The following is a 17,265-nucleotide window of genomic DNA, read 5'->3' on the forward strand; positions in this document are numbered from 1 at the left end:
AATTCTCCTTATTCATCTTCGATTAGAGAAACAAATGCTCTCGTTATAGTAGTTTTGCTAATTCGACCGGTAACTTCGTAATGTCCGTCTTTTTCAACAACAACTGGAATTGAATCAATTTGTTTATCAATAATTTGCTTTGCAGCATAAAATAATAAGTCGTCTTTATAACAAACAGAGACATTTGGGACACGTGTCATATAAACATGAATCGGTGTCGTATGAATTTCTTGTCCCCCCATCGATGCACGGAGTAAATCCTTTCTGGAACATACACCAACAAGATGATTGTCTTTATTTGTTACAAACAAAGTTCCTACATCATCCAGGAACATCGCACAGATTGCTTCATATGTACTTGAATCTTCATGAATAACGATTGGTACCGACTGAAAATCTTTCACCCGAAACTTCTTAATCGATTCTGAAAGTAACTGAGTACTGGATTTCCCTGTATAAAAGTAACCAACACGAGGACGTGCATCTAAATATCCTGCCATCGTTAAGATTGCAAGATCAGGACGTAAAGTAGCACGCGTTAGATTCAATTTTTCAGCAATCTTCTCACCGGTGATGGGGCCATTATTTTTTACAATTTGTAAAATCTTTTCTTGTCTTTTATTTAATTCTATGACAATCACCCCAATAGTAGACATAGTTTATTTATTATATTATACCTACTCATAAATAAATTTACAAATGTATCGCTTAACAATTGAGCTCATTCAATTTTCATGTTATATTTTAAATAAGCGAGTTAAGGATGGTGAAAGCTTAACAATAAATTGGCGTACATTTACATTGTTAATAATTAAAAGCGAGTAAACACTAATTTGGGTGGAACCGCGGGTATATATACTCGTCCCAAGGCAATCAATTTGCCTTGGGACTTTTTGTTTACTCAAAAATAAATGGAGGATATCAACATGACGGAAAACAAAATGGAAACAATCGTTAATCTTGCAAAGCATCGTGGATTTGTATTTCCTGGCAGTGAAATTTACGGAGGGTTAGCAAACACATGGGATTACGGTCCTCTTGGTGTAGAACTAAAAAATAATGTGAAACGCGCATGGTGGCAAAAATTTGTTCAGCAATCACCTTATAATGTTGGATTAGATGCAGCAATCTTAATGAATCCAAAAACATGGGAAGCAAGTGGACACCTATCAAACTTCAATGATCCTATGATCGATAATAAGGACTCAAAAATTCGTTATCGTGCGGATAAATTAATTGAAGACTACATGCATGCTCAAGGTGATGAGCACTTTATTGCTGATGGTATGAGTTTTGACGAAATGAAGCAGTTTATTGACGAAAAAGGTATTGTATGTCCAGAATCAGGCACAGCAAACTGGACGGAAATTCGTCAGTTTAACTTAATGTTCAAAACATTCCAGGGGGTTACTGAATCTTCTACTAATGAAATCTTCTTACGTCCTGAAACAGCACAAGGTATATTCGTGAACTATAAGAACGTACAGCGTTCTATGCGTAAGAAATTACCGTTCGGTATCGCTCAAATCGGTAAATCATTCCGTAATGAGATTACTCCAGGAAACTTTATTTTCCGAACACGTGAATTTGAACAAATGGAATTAGAATTCTTCTGTAAGCCTGGAACTGAAATGGAATGGCAGACCTACTGGAAAGAATTTTCTGCTAAATGGTTAAAAGATCTGGGCATCAAAGAAGAAAATACAAAATTACGCGACCATGACGAAGATGAGTTATCTCACTACTCAAATGCAACAACAGATATCGAATATAAATTCCCATTTGGTTGGGGAGAATTATGGGGAATCGCAAGCCGTACTGACTTTGACTTAACAGCTCATATGAATGCATCAAATGATGACTTCAAATATCACGATCAGGAAACAGGTGAAAAATACGTACCTTATGTTATTGAACCATCATTAGGTGCTGACCGTGTAACATTAGCATTCTTATGTGATGCATATGATGAAGAAGTTTTAGAAGGTGATGACAAACGTACAGTATTACGTTTCCACCCTGCATTAGCGCCTTATAAGGCAGCAATCCTTCCATTAAGTAAGAAATTGTCTGCTGATGCTATGAAAGTATACGAAGAATTAAGCGCATACTTTGCGATTGACTTTGATGAAAGTCAATCAATCGGTAAACGTTATAGACGTCAAGATGAAATCGGTACACCATTCTGTATTACATTTGACTTTGATTCATTAGAGGATAATCAAGTAACAATACGTGACCGCGACACAATGGAACAAGTACGTATGCCAATCAGTGAAGTAAAATCATTCTTAGAAGAAAAAATTAAATTCTAAAATAAATTTTAAAAGCACTCATGATATACCATTCATGAGTGCTTTTTATTATTGATTCATCTGATTTAACTGTTCAATAATTTTGCGAGATTTCAAATAGACGCCTACAAATTCATCATACATTTTAAACACAAGTGATTCCATCTCTCGAACAACTTCGTCACTAATCTTCATTCCACTTACTTTATCCAGAGGTACTTCATCGAGTAAATAGAGCATGTACAATGCTTTATTTGAGATACGGATAGCATGAGGGTCATCTATTTCTCCAAACTTTGTCACGACACTGTTATATTTAAAAGAATATGCGACAAAATCTTTATGGTCCATCGCACCGTCATGGACACTATATTTAAAGTTGGGTTCATACCCATAAAGCGCCATCATCTTGAGTGAAACAAATAATGCAATTAATGCTTCATTATCACCCTGTGAAATCCTATCCAGGCCAAATTTCAATAACTGAAAAACCAGTTTATTTGACGTATCATCATCGAGACCTCTATCAATCAATTCAACAATATATTGCGCATATGTTAATTTCATTATGTCACTACGAATCGGATAATGACTTTCTAATGTATCTACAGAACTTAGTGTTCCCATTCCTTTAAATTGTGAAAATATAAATAGATTTTCATAGAACAAATCTAAACCTGCACCAAACTTTGTAGATTTACGCGCATTTCTAGCCATCACTGCTACTTTTATACCAGCTTCATTTAAAAAAGTGATAATCAAATGATTATCACCATATTCAACTCTCTTGATAACAATACCAACAGACTTTTTAAGCATTAATATTCATCTTCTCTGTAACCGATTTGACGAATAAAGTTCGGTTTATTACGCCAATCTTTTTGTACCTTCACCCAAAGTTCTAAATAAACTTTAGAACCTAGTAACATTTCGATATCTTTTCGTGCATTTTGACCGATTTGTTTTAACATCGACCCCTTCTTACCGATAATAATCCCTTTTTGAGAATCACGTTCTATATATATAGTCGCCTCAATATCTACCTGATCTTCTGAAACACGTGTCATCTTTTCAACCTGAACTCCAATCGCATGCGGGATTTCCTGGCTTGTTAAATGCAGGGCCTTCTCACGAATTAATTCTGCTACGATAAATTCTTCCGGATGATCTGAAATTGTATCTTTCGGATAATACATCGGGCCTTCCGGCATATAACCTTCAATCACTTCCACTAATCGATCAACATTATTTCCTTGTAGAGCTGAAATTGGCACTACTTCAGCGAACGGTAACAAGTCCTTATATTTTTCAATTTCTTTAATCAGTTGATCCGGATGAATCTTGTCAATCTTATTTAAGACTAAGAAAATCGGTGTCTTGTTTGATTTTAAAAGCTCAATGATAAATTCATCACCACGTCCTAAACTTTCTTCTACATTTACCATAAATAATATTGCATCAACTTCTCGTAATGTATTTTTAGCGATTTTCATCATATAATCACCTAATACATGTTTCGGTTTATGAATACCTGGCGTATCGATGAATATGATTTGAGATTGTTCTGTTGTTAGTACGCCTTGCACTTTGTTTCTTGTAGTCTGTGCTTTATCTGACATAATCGCAACTTTTTGTCCAAGCACTTTATTCATAAAAGTTGACTTTCCGACATTGGGTCTACCAATTATCGCTACAAATCCTGATTTAAAATTATTTGACATCTTCTAAGTCCCTTCCTGAAAACCCTAACGGTAATAAATCATCTACAGTAAGTTTGATTACATTACCTTTAATATTTGTTAAGTATACTGGCATTTCATCATCGCATAGCTCTTTAATGACTTGTCTGCATGAGCCACATGGAGATGAAGGTGTTGGTGTGTCAGTTGTAACAACCAACGCTTCAAAATCTCCTGGTTTATATCCTTGTGCAATTGCTGAGACAAGTGCAGTACGTTCTGCACAAATACAATCACCATATGCTGCATTCTCAACATTACATCCATCAAATGTCGTACCATCTTTAGCGATTAAAAATGCACCCACTTTAAAATTTGAATACGGTGTATATGCTTTTTCTCGCGCTGCCTTAACACCATCCTGCCATTCATTTTTAAAATCCATAATATTCCTCCTAAAATAATTCGATTATATAAGGCATGAAAATGATTATTCCAATAATCGCACTCATGATTGATGATAATAAAACTGCAAACGCGGCTGTATCTTTAGCATGCTTGGCGAGTTCATGATAATCTTCAGTAACAAGGTCAACGACATATTCTACTGAAGTATTTATGACTTCCATAAACAATACAGAAAAAATTGCAATAATCACAAATAACCATTCAATCTTTGTAATTTGAAAATAAAATGAAAACATAACTACTAATATCGCGGCAATTAAATGAATCACAAAATTTACATCTTTTTTTAAGAGTGTTATGAAACCTTGTATCGGATATAAAAAGCGTTTCATCCTCATTCTCTCGTTAAGCCGTAAGCATTTAATATTTCATCCTGGCGTCCAAACATTTTTTTCTCATCTGCTTCATTCATATGATCATAGCCTAAAAGATGCAATAGTCCATGAACTGATAGAAATCCTAATTCACGTTCAAAAGAGTGACCATATTCTTCTGCCTGCTCTTCGGCACGTTTAACACAAATAATAATGTCACCTAATACACGTGGCGCATCCGGCATTTCAAAATCTTCATCTTCACCCTCTTCTAAAGCAAAGCTTATGACATCTGTAACACTATCTTTATCACGATATGCTTTATTGATACTTTGAATTTCATCTTCATCAACAAAAGATACTGCGACTTCAGCTTCTTCGTCAATGCCTTCTTGTTGTGCAGCAAATTGCAATAGCTTTTCAATTTCTGATAAGTGATCTGAAGCAATCATTTCGTCATCATCTATAAAATCAACTGTTAACATTATTCATCACCTTCATATGCATTAATAATTTTACCAACTAATGGATGTCTCACAACATCGGCAGCATCAAAATGATGCACTTCTATACCATTTACTTTGCCAAGTCTCTGTACAGCTTCGATTAACCCACTCTTAACACCTTTTGGTAAGTCAATCTGCGTTTCATCGCCTGTTATAACCATCTTTGAACCAAAACCTAGACGTGTTAAAAACATCTTCATCTGAGCATGCGTTGTATTCTGTGCTTCATCTAAGATAACAAAAGCATCTTCTAAAGTTCTACCACGCATATATGCAAGTGGTGCAATTTCAATCACACCACGTTCCATTAAACGCGCCGTATGTTCAGCACCTAATACAAAGTGTAATCCATCATACAACGGTCTTAAATATGGATCAACTTTCTCTTTTAAATCTCCAGGCAGAAATCCTAATGATTCTCCTGCTTCTACTGCAGGACGCGTAAGAACGATGCGCTTCACTTTGCCATTTCTTAACGCTTGTGCAGCCATAACAACAGCTAAAAATGTCTTACCTGTACCTGCCGGACCGATGCCAAAGACGAGATCGTTATGTTTGATATGGCGTATATACAGACGTTGTCCCATCGTCTTAGAACGAATCGGTTTACCGAAAGCATCTTTCGTGATTTCTTCATCGTATAGGTCACTTAAATACTGCAAGGTACCATTCGTTGCCATCTGTACAGCTGACTGAACGTCACGTAAAGAAATGGAACTACCTTTACGGATAACAGATAACAGACTTTTCACTACGCTTTCAGCAACGACTACTTTCTCATCTTCACCATATATTGTTAATTCCTGACCTCTTGTATGAATCTCAACATCAAATGATTCTTCTAAAAACTTCAGGTGTTCATCTTGGTTACCAAGCAACGCTTGAGCTTCATTGATATTATCGAAGCGGATAATTTGAGACATTCAAAAACTCCTTTAATTAATGTTAATTTAACTTTATCAAACTCATGAATAACAAACAATTAATTATTACTGGACAGATTCTTTTACGGCAGGCTGAATAACCTGTTTTGTTAATTTTTTCATATTTTGTACATGAATATTAGGATTAATTCTTATCAGATGCTGAATAAATCGTTCAGCTTCGACGGGTTTTACAACAATCTTTTTATCTTTTCTAACAATTTCGATATACGTTATATTTTTAACACGCACAATATTTAATAAATCAATATTCAATATATTGATCTGACTTGTTTCTAACCCTTTTTTAATCTTTAAATAATTTGACTGAATTGCATAATATTCATGTAAGATGATATAGATTAATATTATTCCGATTACAATTGAAGCAATCCCACTTGTCATGAAATTCATGAAACATGCTAATATCATTAAAATGATAACGATAAAAACCATTACTTTCTGGAAATTATTGATGCGACTTTTATAGATCATAATATCACCCTCTTTAATTTTATCAAAAATTTCAAAAAAATAACTATGATACGCAAATTATTTTGCGTATCATAGTTATTACCTTCTTGCTTTTGGAGGGCCAAGTATTTCACTATATATAATCCCTTTAAGTGTATTTTCAGGCGTAAAATCTACAAGTGAACCTGCGCTATCAATATCATCTTCCATACGTATCATATTAATGCGATTCATCTTCTGTCGTGGTGACAAATGCGGGTCTGCTTCAATTTTCTCAATACGTTCAGCTAGCGATAATTTTTCTTTAGCCTGTATTTTTTCTTCGAATGCCTGAATTTTCTTAGCCGCCGAGCGTTCCACTGGACGTTTTTGATCCTTTACTTCAGATGCTTTATTTTTCACTTGTTGTTCTAATTTTTGAGTTTGCTTAGAACCTGCATCAATACGATTCTCAATTTCCTTTAATTTTGCTTGCGGATTATTCTTAAAATCGGTAAATTCTTTTTCTAAATTACCGATTGATTGTTGTAACTGTGTGAATACATTTTTAGAATTCACTTGCTGCTTCGTTGATATCGGACGTTTTGATTGATTTGCTTTCTTCTTATTAGCATTTTCAATAATCGAAGTTACTACGCTAATAATAGTAAAAATAATAAATATTATAAATCCTACATCCATCTAATCACCCTTTATTTTTTAGGAGTGTCACTACTATTCGGATCAGTCATTTTATTAATAGAATTTCTCATTCCTGTGTCTGATTCAATGTTCTTTAAGTTATAATAATCCATTACTCCGATATTTCCTGATTTTAAAGCTTGTGCCATTGCTAAAGGTACTTCAGCTTCAGCTTCTACTACTTTCGCTCTCATTTCCTGAACTTTCGCCTTCATCTCTTGTTCTTGAGCAACGGCCATTGCACGACGTTCCTCTGCTTTAGCTTGTGCAATATTTTTATCTGCTAATGCTTGTTCAGTCTGTAAGTCTGCACCTATGTTCTTACCGATATCTACGTCTGCAATATCAATCGATAGAATTTCGAATGCTGTTCCGCTATCTAATCCTTTACCTAATACCGTTTGAGATATCATATCCGGATTTTCTAATACAGAAGTATGTGAAGCACTAGAACCGATTGTTGAGACGATCCCTTCACCAACACGGGCAACAATTGTTTCTTCACCAGCACCACCGACAAGGCGTTCAATATTTGCACGTACAGTAATTCTTGCTTTCGCTTTCACTTCGATACCGTTCATCGCAACACCCGCAATAAATGGTGTTTCAATAACTTTTGGGTTAACTGACATTTGAACTGCTTCTAAAACATCACGACCTGCTAAGTCAATTGCTGCACCACGTTCAAACGGCAAATTGATATCAGCTCGTTGTGCAGCGATGATTGCATCGACAACGCGGTCAACGTTACCACCCGCTAAATAATGTGACTCTAATTGATTTGTCGTTAAATGTAATCCGGCTTTATGTGCTTTAATTAATGGATCGATAACACGTCTAGGCGAAACACGACGTAAACGCATCCCAACCAATGTACCAATACCAACTTTAACGCCAGCTGCTAATGCCGAGATCCATAAACCAACAGGTACAAATGAAAATAAAATCATTAATAGAATAAGAACTACAAATGCAATAATACCGATTGTTATTAATCCTGCCATAAAATTCACTCCTGTTTATTATATTTCTGTTACTACAACTCTTGTGCCTTCCACTTCAATGATACGAACTTCTTTCTCGCGTTTAATAAATGCACCATCACTTACAGCATCAATACGTTTCCCTTGATGTATAATAATACCTGAAGGACGTAGTTCAGTTAAGGTAGTTGCGGTTTGTCCAACAAGATAACTTCTATCATCATGAGATGTGTATCCTGACTCTTTATTCGTTGAATCATAGAGGACAACTTGAGAGAAAATCGGTATCGTCTTCTTTAAAAATTTCACTAAGATCACCCATTCTACAATTGCAATAATTAAACAAATCGCCACAAAAACACCCATTTTAGCGACGTTATCACCAATCAGTAAGAAACTAGCAATAATACTTAACATACCTATAATACCTAATATCGCTCCCACAACAAATAGCTCCAGGACTACTAAAATAATACCTCCTAAAAACAATATTATAGATAATGCTTCCATCTGATTATTAAATAAATTTAGTCCAAGAAAACTAATTGCAGCAATACTACTGATGATGCCTGAAATACCTATTTTCGGTGAATACAATTGCCACAGACCTGTAGATACCATAATAATCATGAGCAATAATATCACATAATCATATGTACTGATTTCCAATCAAACACCTCCTTACTTATATTATAACTGAAATAATTTAATAGTCTGTAAATTATTAGCGTTTTTAAGGTAAATTTAAGGTAACACTTAAGGTATGTCCTTTTAAACGATATAACAAAAAAACACACCACAAATGTGGTGTGCCTATCTATAAATAATATTTGAGGGAGCAATTATTATTTAAATTTACGTTTACGAGCTGCTTCTGATTTCTTTTTACGTTTAACACTTGGTTTTTCGTAGAATTCACGTTTACGAACTTCTTGAATTGTACCATTTTTTGAAACAGTACGTTTGAAACGACGTAAAGCATCTTCGATTGATTCGTTTTTACGAACTACAGTTTTAGACATTTAATTTCCCTCCCTCCAAATATCAACGGAACATATTAAACACAGATTTATTTAAATAAATATTTCTATGTACTAAAATATTATAATAGATTATCAATCTACGGTCAATACTCATTTTTTAATTTACAGTAAGTTCCTTATTTTCTGTTACCTTTTTATATATATTTGGAATTACTTTAACAAACTGTCCTTTATTCATAGGATAGCCAGCTTCAGTTATCTTAACTTTTACAAGTTCACCGATTAAGCTTTCGTCAGCTTCAAATTGTACCTTTAAGTAATTATCAGTGTAACCGACCAGCATATTTTCAACACTTGCTTTCTCTTCAGGAATAACTTCTAATACTTCACCTTCAAATCTGCTAGCATATTCTTTAGCAAGCTGATCTGACAGACTAATTAAGCGATGTACACGTTCATTTTTCACATTCTCATCAATTTGATCTGTCATACGCGCTGCTGGTGTACCAGTTCGCATTGAATATGGAAAAACATGCAGTTCAGAAAAACCATGTTCCTGGATAAAATCATATGTTTCCTGGAATTCTTCCTCAGTTTCACCAGGGAATCCAACAATAACGTCGCTTGTCACAGCAAGTCCGGGCATAATTGCATGTAATTTTCTTAACCTTTCTGAGAAATGTTCCATCGTATATTTACGACGCATACGTTTTAAAACTGTATCACTCCCAGATTGCAGTGGAATATGCAAGTGACGCACGACTTTTTCACTTTTATCGATGACATCAATCACTTCATCCGTTAATTGACTTGCTTCAATAGATGAGATACGGATACGTTTTAATCCATCAATCGTTTCTAAGTCACGAAGCAGTTGTGCAAGATTATAATCTTTTAAATCTTCACCATAGCCACCTGTGTGGATACCTGTTAAGACAATTTCCTGATAACCAGATTGAACAAGCTGTGTTGCTTGTCTTACAACTTCTTTAGGGTCTCTTGAACGCATCAATCCTCTTGCCCATGGGATGATACAGAATGTACAGAAGTTATTACAGCCTTCCTGAATCTTCAGTGATGCACGTGTTCTATCAGTAAAATATGGTACATCTAGTTCTTCATACGTACGATTCTTCATAATATTTGTAACACCGTTAATCGGTTGTCTTTCATTTCTAAACTGTTCAATATACGGTAACATCTTATTTCGATCTTGTGTACCGACAACGATATCAACACCCGCTATATCCATAATTTCAGCTGACGATGTTTGCGCATAACAACCAGTTACGCAAATAACCGCTTCCGGATTACGTCTGATGGCACGACGAATAACTTGACGACTTTTCTTATCCCCGGTATTTGTCACTGTACAGGTATTAATCACATAAACGTCTGCATTTGTTTCAAAATCCACACGCTCATATGATGCTTCTTTAAATAATTGCCAGATGGCCTCAGTTTCATAATGGTTTACTTTACATCCTAAAGTATGGAAGGCAACAGTTGCCATTTATTTCACCTCATTTTATTTTCGTTCAATAAATCACATTATATAAAAATAACATTAATTGATAGGAATTTCAATCTAATCATTATAAAAGACAGTGGGATGCTATGTCCATCACACTGTCTTTTATAATAAATATTTATGATAGTTCAATATGATAACTCATCGCGCTCAGTAAATATAGTGGAGCAGTTTCTGCACGTAGTATTCTAGGTCCTAAACCAATTGTCGGTGCATTAAATTGTTTAATCTCTGTTTCACTCAAACCACCTTCTGGTCCAAAGATAACGATTACCTTTGTGCCAGATTCTAGTCTTTTTAATGTCTGATTAAGCGCAGATGTTTCACCATTTTTAGCAGATTCTTCGTATGCAACGAGTACAACATCATAATCATCTAGTAATGCTGTTAAAGCAGTGCTATTCTTTACAACTTTAATTTCAGGTATCATTTGACGATAACTTTGTTCTGCTGCTTCCTTTATAATCTTCTGAAATCTTTCTACCTTTTTTGCCATTTTCTTTTCATCCAGCTTAATCACAGTATGGTCAGATATAAAAGGCAGGAAGCGATAAGCACCGAGTTCAGTCGCTTTTTGAATCATCCATTCATATTTATCGTTCTTTAATAAGCCGCTTGCGATCGTAATTTGAACAGGGAGTTCTGTACATAGCTCTACTTGTTCTCGGGTTATTACTGTAATTTGATTATCAATAGCAGTAATTTCACTTATAAAACTAGCATTGATAAAATTAATGATGATTTTACTTCCTACAGTTTGGCGCATCACATTTTTTATATGATGTACATCCTCTTTATCGATAATTGCATAGCTTTTATTAATTTCAGCTTCAGTATTTAGAAAATATCGCTGCATATTATGACTCTTTTCTAGCGGCAATCGCAATCCAGCCATTTTCACGCGTAATTTCTTCTATCTTATAACCAACGCGTTCCAAATGTTCAACGATCATTTCTTCTTTTTCTAAAATGATACCTGAAGTGATCAGTAATCCATTATCATTTAATAATGCAAAGCTATCATCAATCATTAGATCAACAATATGTGCTAATATATTTGCAAAAATGACATCACGTTTTTCACTTTCACCTTTTAATAAGTTGCCTGGTTCCGCTTGAATCGCATCAGCACAATCATTTTTTTCAAAGTTATCCACAGCAACACGTACTGCCACACTATCTAGATCCAGCGCTTTAATGGGTGCCGCACCTAATTGATGCGCTGCTATACTTAAAATACCTGAACCAGTACCGACGTCAATAACAGATTGATTTGGTTGAATATATTTCTCTATTAATTTTAAACACATCGATGTTGTAGCATGATCGCCTGTACCAAATGCCATGCCCGGATCAAGCTTAATGATAAACTCGTCATCATTTTGTTTCTCATAATTTTCCCAGCTTGGTACAATAACAAATCTTTCTGAAGCTTTAAATGCATGAAAATGATTTTTCCATTCGTTTGCCCAGTCTTCTTCCTGAACTTCATCAGTAGTAATTTCTAATCTAGTAACTTCAACATCCTGTAAACCATTAATTTTTTCTTTGATTTCATTAATGATTGCATCAGAATAATCTAATTCACTAAAATACACTTTTACACGTACATCAGATTCTGGATAATCATCTGGATTTAACTCATAGATTTCACCGTACGTTTCAATACGACCTTTAACAAGTTCTAAACTATCTTCTATAACAACACCATTTGCACCAACTTCATTTAATATATCAGCAATAAATGGTTCTACCTCATGGTTGATCATCAATGTTATTTCTTTATAGTTCATTATTATTCCCCTTTAAAGAAGCGTTTTGTTTTATCGAAAAAGTTTGAAGGTTGTTCGTTAATTTCCGTACCATCTATTTCAGCAAATTCTCTTAATAATTCTGCTTGTCTATTTGTCATCTTCACAGGTGTTACTACATTGACAGTGACATATAAGTCACCCTTACCATAGCCGTGTACATTTTGAATACCTTTTTCTTTTAATCTGAAGCGTTTACCAGTTTGAGTTCCTGATGGAATTGTAATCTTTGCTTTTCCGTCAAGCGTAGGCACTTCTACTTCATCACCAAGCGCTGCTTGAGCGATTGATAAGTTTAATGTATAGAAAATATCTTCCCCTGCACGTTCAAAATGAGTATGGTCAGCAACTTTGAAGACGACATATAGATCACCAGCAGGACCACCATTAATACCCGGCTCACCTTGACCCGCTAAACGGATTTGTTGTCCAGTATCAACTCCAGCTGGAACAGTTACTTTAATTTTAACGGTCTTAATTACACGACCTGTACCGCCACAATCATGACATTTTTCATCAAATGTTTTACCAGTACCGCCACAATCATGACATGGTCGCTCAGTTCTTACACGACCAAATGGTGTATTTTGTTCCACCTGTACATTACCACGTCCATGACATGTTTTACAAGTATGCACTTCAGTACCTGGTTTTGCACCGCTGCCTCCACATGTTTCACAAATCACTTCTTTTTTAACTGATATTTCTTTTTCAGCACCAAATACTGCGTCTTCAAAAGATATATTCATCTGATATTGTAAGTCATCACCTTTTCTAGGTGCATTCGGATCACGTCTAGCTCCACCGCCAAAAAATGAACTGAAGATATCTTCAAATCCACCGAAACCGCCAAAGTCCTGACCACCAAATCCAGCACCTTGGCCCATACCTGCGTGACCAAATTGATCATACTGTGCTTTTTTCTGATCATCACTTAATACTTCATATGCTTCTGCAATCTCTTTAAACTTTACATCTGCATCCTCTTCTTTATTGATGTCCGGATGATATTTTTTTGATAATTTTTTATATGCACGTTTAATCTCTTCTTTAGAAGCACCTTTTTGTAAACCTAGGACTTCATAATAATCTCTTTTCGCCACTTTTCATTCTCCTTTTCTTACTACTTAGTTAAATATGCTGAAAGAAAAAGCCAAAGTCAATAAATTGACTTTGACTTTATGTTATTACTTATTATTTTTTATCGTCATCTTTAACTTCAGTAAAGTCTGCATCTACTACATCATCTTCAGGATTTGTGTTTTGAGCACCTTCAGCACCTTGTTGTGCAGCCATCTCTTCATATAATTTCATAGATAATGCCTGAACGATTTCATTTAAACTATCTTTTTTGGCCTTAATATCTTCAATATCATTGCCTTCTAAAGCCTTTTTAAGATCTTCTTTAGCAGCTTCTGCTTTTTCTACTTCAGCAGCATCCACTTTATCTTCTAAATCTTTAATCGCTTTATCAGTAGCAAATACTAATTGATCTGCTTCATTGCGTAAGTCAACTTCTTCACGACGTTTTTTATCTGCTTCAGCATTAGCTTCTGCATCTTTAACCATACGATCGATTTCTTCGTCGCTTAATGAAGATGAAGATTGGATAGTAATTTTTTGTACTTTTTGAGTACCTAAATCTTTCGCTGTAACGTTAACGATACCGTTTTTATCGATATCAAATGTTACTTCGATTTGTGGCATACCACGTGGTGCTAGTGGAATGTCAGTTAACTGGAAGCGACCTAATGTTTTGTTATCTGCTGCCATTTGACGCTCACCTTGTAATACGTGAATGTCTACTGCCGGTTGATTATCCGCTGCAGTTGAGAATACTTGTGATTTAGATGTTGGAATTGTCGTGTTACGCTCGATTAATACTGTAGACACGCCACCCATTGTTTCAATACCTAACGATAATGGTGTTACGTCTAATAATACAACGTCTTTCACATCACCAGTGATAACGCCACCTTGAATTGCAGCACCCATCGCTACAACTTCATCCGGGTTAACACCTTTGTTTGGTTCTTTGCCTAATTCTTTTTTAATTGCTTCTTGTACAGCAGGAATACGTGTAGATCCACCAACAAGGATGACTTCATCGATATCTGCATTAGATAATCCAGCATCTTTCATCGCTTGACGTGTAGGAATCATTGTACGATCTACTAATGAATGTGATAATTCTTCAAATTTCGCACGTGATAACGTTAATTCTAAGTGTAATGGTCCAGCTTCTCCAGCTGAGATAAACGGTAATGAGATTTGAGTAGAAGATACACCTGATAAATCTTTTTTCGCTTTTTCAGCAGCATCTTTTAATCGTTGCATTGCCATTTTATCCTGAGATAAATCTAACCCGTTTTCTTTTTTGAATTCTTCTACTAAGTAGTCGATGATTACTTGGTCAAAGTCATCTCCACCTAATTTGTTGTCACCTGAAGTTGATAATACTTCAAATACACCGTCACCAAGTTCAAGGATAGATACGTCGAACGTACCGCCACCTAAGTCGAATACTAATACTTTTTGTTCTTTATCTGTTTTATCTAAACCATAAGCAAGTGCAGCTGCAGTAGGTTCGTTAATAATACGCTCTACTTCAAGTCCAGCAATTTTACCAGCATCTTTAGTTGCCTGACGTTCTGCGTCATTGAAATAAGCAGGAACTGTAATTACCGCTTTCGTAACTTTTTCACCTAAGTAGCTTTCAGCAGTTGCCTTTAAGTTTTGTAAGATCATTGCTGAAATTTCTTGTGGTGAGTATGCTTTACCTTCGATGTTTTCTTTGTAGTCTGTACCCATATGACGTTTAATCGAAATGATTGTATTAGGGTTTGTGATTGCCTGACGCTTCGCAACTTCACCAACTTGTGTTTCACCATTTTTGAATGCTACTACTGAAGGTGTTGTACGGTTACCTTCTGGGTTTGCGATTACTTTCGGTTCTCCACCTTCTAATACAGATACACATGAATTTGTAGTTCCTAAGTCAATACCAATTACTTTACTCATTATATTATTCCTCCATTATTTTAAAATTAATTTTAAATATTTTTTAAGAACGATTACTCATTTACTTTTACCATTGAAGGTCGTAAAACACGTTCTTTTAATTTATAACCTTTTTGAAGCTCATCCAAAACAATTCCAGAATCCTTATTTTCATCATGTTCCTGCATTACAGCCTGATGTAAATTCGGATCAAATGGTTGATCAAGTGCTTCAATCACTTCAAGGCCATTATCTTTCAATGAACTAAGCAGACTTTCATAAACCATCTCTACACCTTTATGTAAAGATTTAAATGCTTCACTTTCACCTTTTTGTGCAAGTGCGCGTTCAATATTATCTATTGCTGGTAAAATGTCTCGCAGTACACTTTGCGCACGATACGTTCTTTCAGTATCTAATTCTGCACGTGTTCGTTTTTTATAGTTTTCAAATTCAGCATAAAGACGTAAATATTTCTCTTCAGCTGCTTCTAATGATTTTTTAGTTTCAGTGAGCTCATCAGTTGTTTCTTCTTCAGAAGCTTCAACAGGTGCTTCTGGCGCAACTGTTTCAGTCGACTCATCTGTTTGATCAGTTTTTTCAAATGCTTGTTCTTCATGTTTTTCAGACAAGATATTTACCTCCTTATAACAAGTGATTAATACTTGCTAATTTATTAAAGACTTTTCGGTAACTCATTTGTGTCGGTCCAATGACCGCAATCTTACCATTCATATTATGAAGATGAATCGGTGAAGTTACAATTGAGATGCCTTCTAAGTTTTTATCAATTTCCTGGCCTAACGTTACCTGAATATGATCAGATTCAACCTGACTTAATATAATCGGTAAGTCTTCGGAATCAATTAATTTCAATGTTTCTTTTACAGCATTCAAATTATCAGAATCAATAATTTCATACAAATATTCTCGTCCTTCAAAATATATTGTATGAGATTTTGTATGTGCTTTTTTTACGATTTGAGATTTTAAATGCGTAAGCGGTAACTGTTTAAAGCCCTCTCGATTTACATCTAAATGAATATTACCTTCAATAATTGCAAGTAAATTTTGGTTTAGATAATTGTTCATGCGCTCAATCTCTTGTCTCGTTAAACGTACTTGCCATGAAATTTGTTGATGTTCAACATTACCATTTTCATAGACAATAATTAATACCAGATTAGTCGGTGTTAAATACGTCAAATGAATCTGTGAAATTGATCGTTTATCGATTTCAGTTGTTGTTGCAATTGATAGATATTGAGTATCCATCGCAATATCCTTAGCGAGCATTCTAAAATCAACAAAATTTGTCTGATCAATAAAAAAATTCTCTTCATAAGGAAATTCTTTTTGCAACGCTTCAACATAAAATTTATAGCCTGCTTCTGAAGGAATTCTACCGCTAGAAGAATGCATTTTTTCAATTAAACCATGATCTTCTAATCGCTTCATCTCAGCTCTAATTGTAGCAGGACTAACATTCAGATTATGTTGTTCAATCAGTTTCTTCGAACCGATAGGTGATCCACTATCAACAAAATCCTCAACAATTACGTTTAATAAATGTAATTGTCTATCTGTTAGCATAATTCACCTCGTTAGCACTCTATTA

At 35.0% G+C, this 17,265-nt stretch carries 20 protein-coding genes; 1 reads left to right on the top strand and 19 read right to left on the bottom strand.

Features of this window, described 5'->3' with window-relative positions; all coding sequences use genetic code 11:
- Positions 1-8: 8 nt before the first annotated feature.
- Positions 9-641, bottom strand: a complete 633-nt coding sequence (gene ccpN, locus BHU61_RS05435; RefSeq protein ID WP_111715539.1) for a transcriptional regulator CcpN — start codon at positions 639-641, stop codon at positions 9-11.
- Between the two features lie 285 nt (positions 642-926).
- Here ccpN and BHU61_RS05440 point away from each other — a divergent pair, with 285 nt between their 5' ends.
- On the top strand, positions 927-2,315 hold the full coding sequence (locus BHU61_RS05440) for a glycine--tRNA ligase (RefSeq protein WP_111715209.1): 1,389 nt from the start codon (positions 927-929) through the stop codon (positions 2,313-2,315).
- 48 nt (positions 2,316-2,363) lie between these two features.
- Here the strand turns inward: BHU61_RS05440 and recO are convergent, their stop codons facing one another.
- The 18 genes from recO to hrcA form a co-directional block, all read right to left on the bottom strand.
- Positions 2,364-3,113 carry a DNA repair protein RecO gene (recO, locus tag BHU61_RS05445; protein ID WP_111715211.1) on the bottom strand — a complete coding sequence of 250 codons (750 nt, stop codon included), beginning with the start codon at positions 3,111-3,113 and terminating at the stop codon, positions 2,364-2,366.
- Positions 3,113-4,015, bottom strand: coding sequence for a GTPase Era (gene era / locus BHU61_RS05450; RefSeq protein WP_111715212.1), 903 nt, complete (start codon positions 4,013-4,015; stop codon positions 3,113-3,115). Before era ends, recO begins: the two co-directional genes overlap by 1 nt.
- The gene (cdd, locus tag BHU61_RS05455) at positions 4,005-4,418 is read right to left on the bottom strand and encodes a cytidine deaminase (protein ID WP_111715214.1); all 414 of its coding nucleotides are present in this window, start codon (positions 4,416-4,418) and stop codon (positions 4,005-4,007) included. The genes era and cdd overlap by 11 nt, the downstream gene beginning before the upstream one ends.
- A 10-nt stretch (positions 4,419-4,428) precedes the next feature.
- A complete protein-coding gene (locus tag BHU61_RS05460; RefSeq protein WP_111715215.1) occupies positions 4,429-4,773 on the bottom strand; it encodes a diacylglycerol kinase family protein in 345 nt (114 codons plus the stop codon).
- Positions 4,774-4,775: 2 nt separating this feature from the next.
- Positions 4,776-5,240, bottom strand: a complete 465-nt coding sequence (ybeY, locus tag BHU61_RS05465; RefSeq protein WP_111715217.1) for an rRNA maturation RNase YbeY — start codon at positions 5,238-5,240, stop codon at positions 4,776-4,778.
- Positions 5,240-6,184 carry a PhoH family protein gene (locus tag BHU61_RS05470; RefSeq protein WP_111715218.1) on the bottom strand — a complete coding sequence of 315 codons (945 nt, stop codon included), beginning with the start codon at positions 6,182-6,184 and terminating at the stop codon, positions 5,240-5,242. Before BHU61_RS05470 ends, ybeY begins: the two co-directional genes overlap by 1 nt.
- A gap of 66 nt (positions 6,185-6,250) precedes the next feature.
- On the bottom strand, positions 6,251-6,679 hold the full coding sequence (locus tag BHU61_RS05475; RefSeq protein WP_111715220.1) for a hypothetical protein: 429 nt from the start codon (positions 6,677-6,679) through the stop codon (positions 6,251-6,253).
- 78 nt (positions 6,680-6,757) lie between these two features.
- Complete coding sequence (locus BHU61_RS05480; protein WP_111715222.1) at positions 6,758-7,339, bottom strand: hypothetical protein; 582 nt, start codon at positions 7,337-7,339, stop codon at positions 6,758-6,760.
- Positions 7,340-7,350: 11 nt separating this feature from the next.
- Positions 7,351-8,343, bottom strand: coding sequence for a flotillin-like protein FloA (gene floA / locus BHU61_RS05485; RefSeq protein WP_099578504.1), 993 nt, complete (start codon positions 8,341-8,343; stop codon positions 7,351-7,353).
- Between the two features lie 18 nt (positions 8,344-8,361).
- Complete coding sequence (locus tag BHU61_RS05490) at positions 8,362-8,991, bottom strand: NfeD family protein (protein ID WP_111715224.1); 630 nt, start codon at positions 8,989-8,991, stop codon at positions 8,362-8,364.
- Positions 8,992-9,167: 176 nt separating this feature from the next.
- The gene (gene rpsU / locus BHU61_RS05495) at positions 9,168-9,344 is read right to left on the bottom strand and encodes a 30S ribosomal protein S21 (RefSeq protein ID WP_041636032.1); all 177 of its coding nucleotides are present in this window, start codon (positions 9,342-9,344) and stop codon (positions 9,168-9,170) included.
- Between the two features lie 118 nt (positions 9,345-9,462).
- Entirely contained in the window at positions 9,463-10,818 is a 1,356-nt protein-coding gene (mtaB, locus tag BHU61_RS05500; RefSeq protein ID WP_111715225.1) for a tRNA (N(6)-L-threonylcarbamoyladenosine(37)-C(2))-methylthiotransferase MtaB, read from the bottom strand.
- A gap of 136 nt (positions 10,819-10,954) precedes the next feature.
- Complete coding sequence (locus BHU61_RS05505; RefSeq protein WP_111715227.1) at positions 10,955-11,692, bottom strand: 16S rRNA (uracil(1498)-N(3))-methyltransferase; 738 nt, start codon at positions 11,690-11,692, stop codon at positions 10,955-10,957.
- Position 11,693: 1 nt separating this feature from the next.
- On the bottom strand, positions 11,694-12,629 hold the full coding sequence (gene prmA / locus BHU61_RS05510; protein WP_111715228.1) for a 50S ribosomal protein L11 methyltransferase: 936 nt from the start codon (positions 12,627-12,629) through the stop codon (positions 11,694-11,696).
- A 2-nt stretch (positions 12,630-12,631) separates the two neighbouring features.
- Entirely contained in the window at positions 12,632-13,750 is a 1,119-nt protein-coding gene (gene dnaJ / locus BHU61_RS05515; protein ID WP_111715230.1) for a molecular chaperone DnaJ, read from the bottom strand.
- 91 nt (positions 13,751-13,841) lie between these two features.
- Positions 13,842-15,668, bottom strand: coding sequence for a molecular chaperone DnaK (gene dnaK, locus BHU61_RS05520; protein ID WP_111715231.1), 1,827 nt, complete (start codon positions 15,666-15,668; stop codon positions 13,842-13,844).
- Between the two features lie 53 nt (positions 15,669-15,721).
- The gene (gene grpE / locus BHU61_RS05525; RefSeq protein ID WP_242444219.1) at positions 15,722-16,279 is read right to left on the bottom strand and encodes a nucleotide exchange factor GrpE; all 558 of its coding nucleotides are present in this window, start codon (positions 16,277-16,279) and stop codon (positions 15,722-15,724) included.
- A gap of 13 nt (positions 16,280-16,292) precedes the next feature.
- Positions 16,293-17,240 (bottom strand): heat-inducible transcriptional repressor HrcA, encoded by a 948-nt coding sequence (gene hrcA / locus BHU61_RS05530; protein ID WP_111715235.1) that lies wholly within the window; start codon positions 17,238-17,240, stop codon positions 16,293-16,295.
- Between the last annotated feature and the right edge of the window lie 25 nt (positions 17,241-17,265).

It is taken from the genome of Macrococcus epidermidis (assembly GCF_003259695.1).
Classification (GTDB): Bacteria; Bacillota; Bacilli; order Staphylococcales; family Staphylococcaceae; genus Macrococcoides; species Macrococcoides epidermidis.

Excerpts from the sequence above, each read along its gene's own strand:
- BHU61_RS05480 (WP_111715222.1), bottom strand. The coding sequence starts at position 7,339 with ATGGATGTAGGATTTATAATATTTATTATTTTTACTATTATTAGCGTA.
- mtaB (WP_111715225.1), bottom strand. The coding sequence starts at position 10,818 with ATGGCAACTGTTGCCTTCCATACTTTAGGATGTAAAGTAAACCATTAT.
- hrcA (WP_111715235.1), bottom strand. The coding sequence starts at position 17,240 with ATGCTAACAGATAGACAATTACATTTATTAAACGTAATTGTTGAGGAT.
- BHU61_RS05505 (WP_111715227.1), bottom strand. The coding sequence starts at position 11,692 with ATGCAGCGATATTTTCTAAATACTGAAGCTGAAATTAATAAAAGCTAT.
- era (WP_111715212.1), bottom strand. The coding sequence starts at position 4,015 with ATGTCAAATAATTTTAAATCAGGATTTGTAGCGATAATTGGTAGACCC.
- prmA (WP_111715228.1), bottom strand. The coding sequence starts at position 12,629 with ATGAACTATAAAGAAATAACATTGATGATCAACCATGAGGTAGAACCA.
- dnaK (WP_111715231.1), bottom strand. The coding sequence starts at position 15,668 with ATGAGTAAAGTAATTGGTATTGACTTAGGAACTACAAATTCATGTGTA.
- floA (WP_099578504.1), bottom strand. The coding sequence starts at position 8,343 with ATGGCAGGATTAATAACAATCGGTATTATTGCATTTGTAGTTCTTATT.
- rpsU (WP_041636032.1), bottom strand. The coding sequence starts at position 9,344 with ATGTCTAAAACTGTAGTTCGTAAAAACGAATCAATCGAAGATGCTTTA.
- recO (WP_111715211.1), bottom strand. The coding sequence starts at position 3,113 with ATGCTTAAAAAGTCTGTTGGTATTGTTATCAAGAGAGTTGAATATGGT.
- BHU61_RS05470 (WP_111715218.1), bottom strand. The coding sequence starts at position 6,184 with ATGTCTCAAATTATCCGCTTCGATAATATCAATGAAGCTCAAGCGTTG.
- cdd (WP_111715214.1), bottom strand. The coding sequence starts at position 4,418 with ATGGATTTTAAAAATGAATGGCAGGATGGTGTTAAGGCAGCGCGAGAA.
- ybeY (WP_111715217.1), bottom strand. The coding sequence starts at position 5,240 with ATGTTAACAGTTGATTTTATAGATGATGACGAAATGATTGCTTCAGAT.
- BHU61_RS05440 (WP_111715209.1), top strand. The coding sequence starts at position 927 with ATGACGGAAAACAAAATGGAAACAATCGTTAATCTTGCAAAGCATCGT.
- BHU61_RS05460 (WP_111715215.1), bottom strand. The coding sequence starts at position 4,773 with ATGAAACGCTTTTTATATCCGATACAAGGTTTCATAACACTCTTAAAA.
- BHU61_RS05475 (WP_111715220.1), bottom strand. The coding sequence starts at position 6,679 with ATGATCTATAAAAGTCGCATCAATAATTTCCAGAAAGTAATGGTTTTT.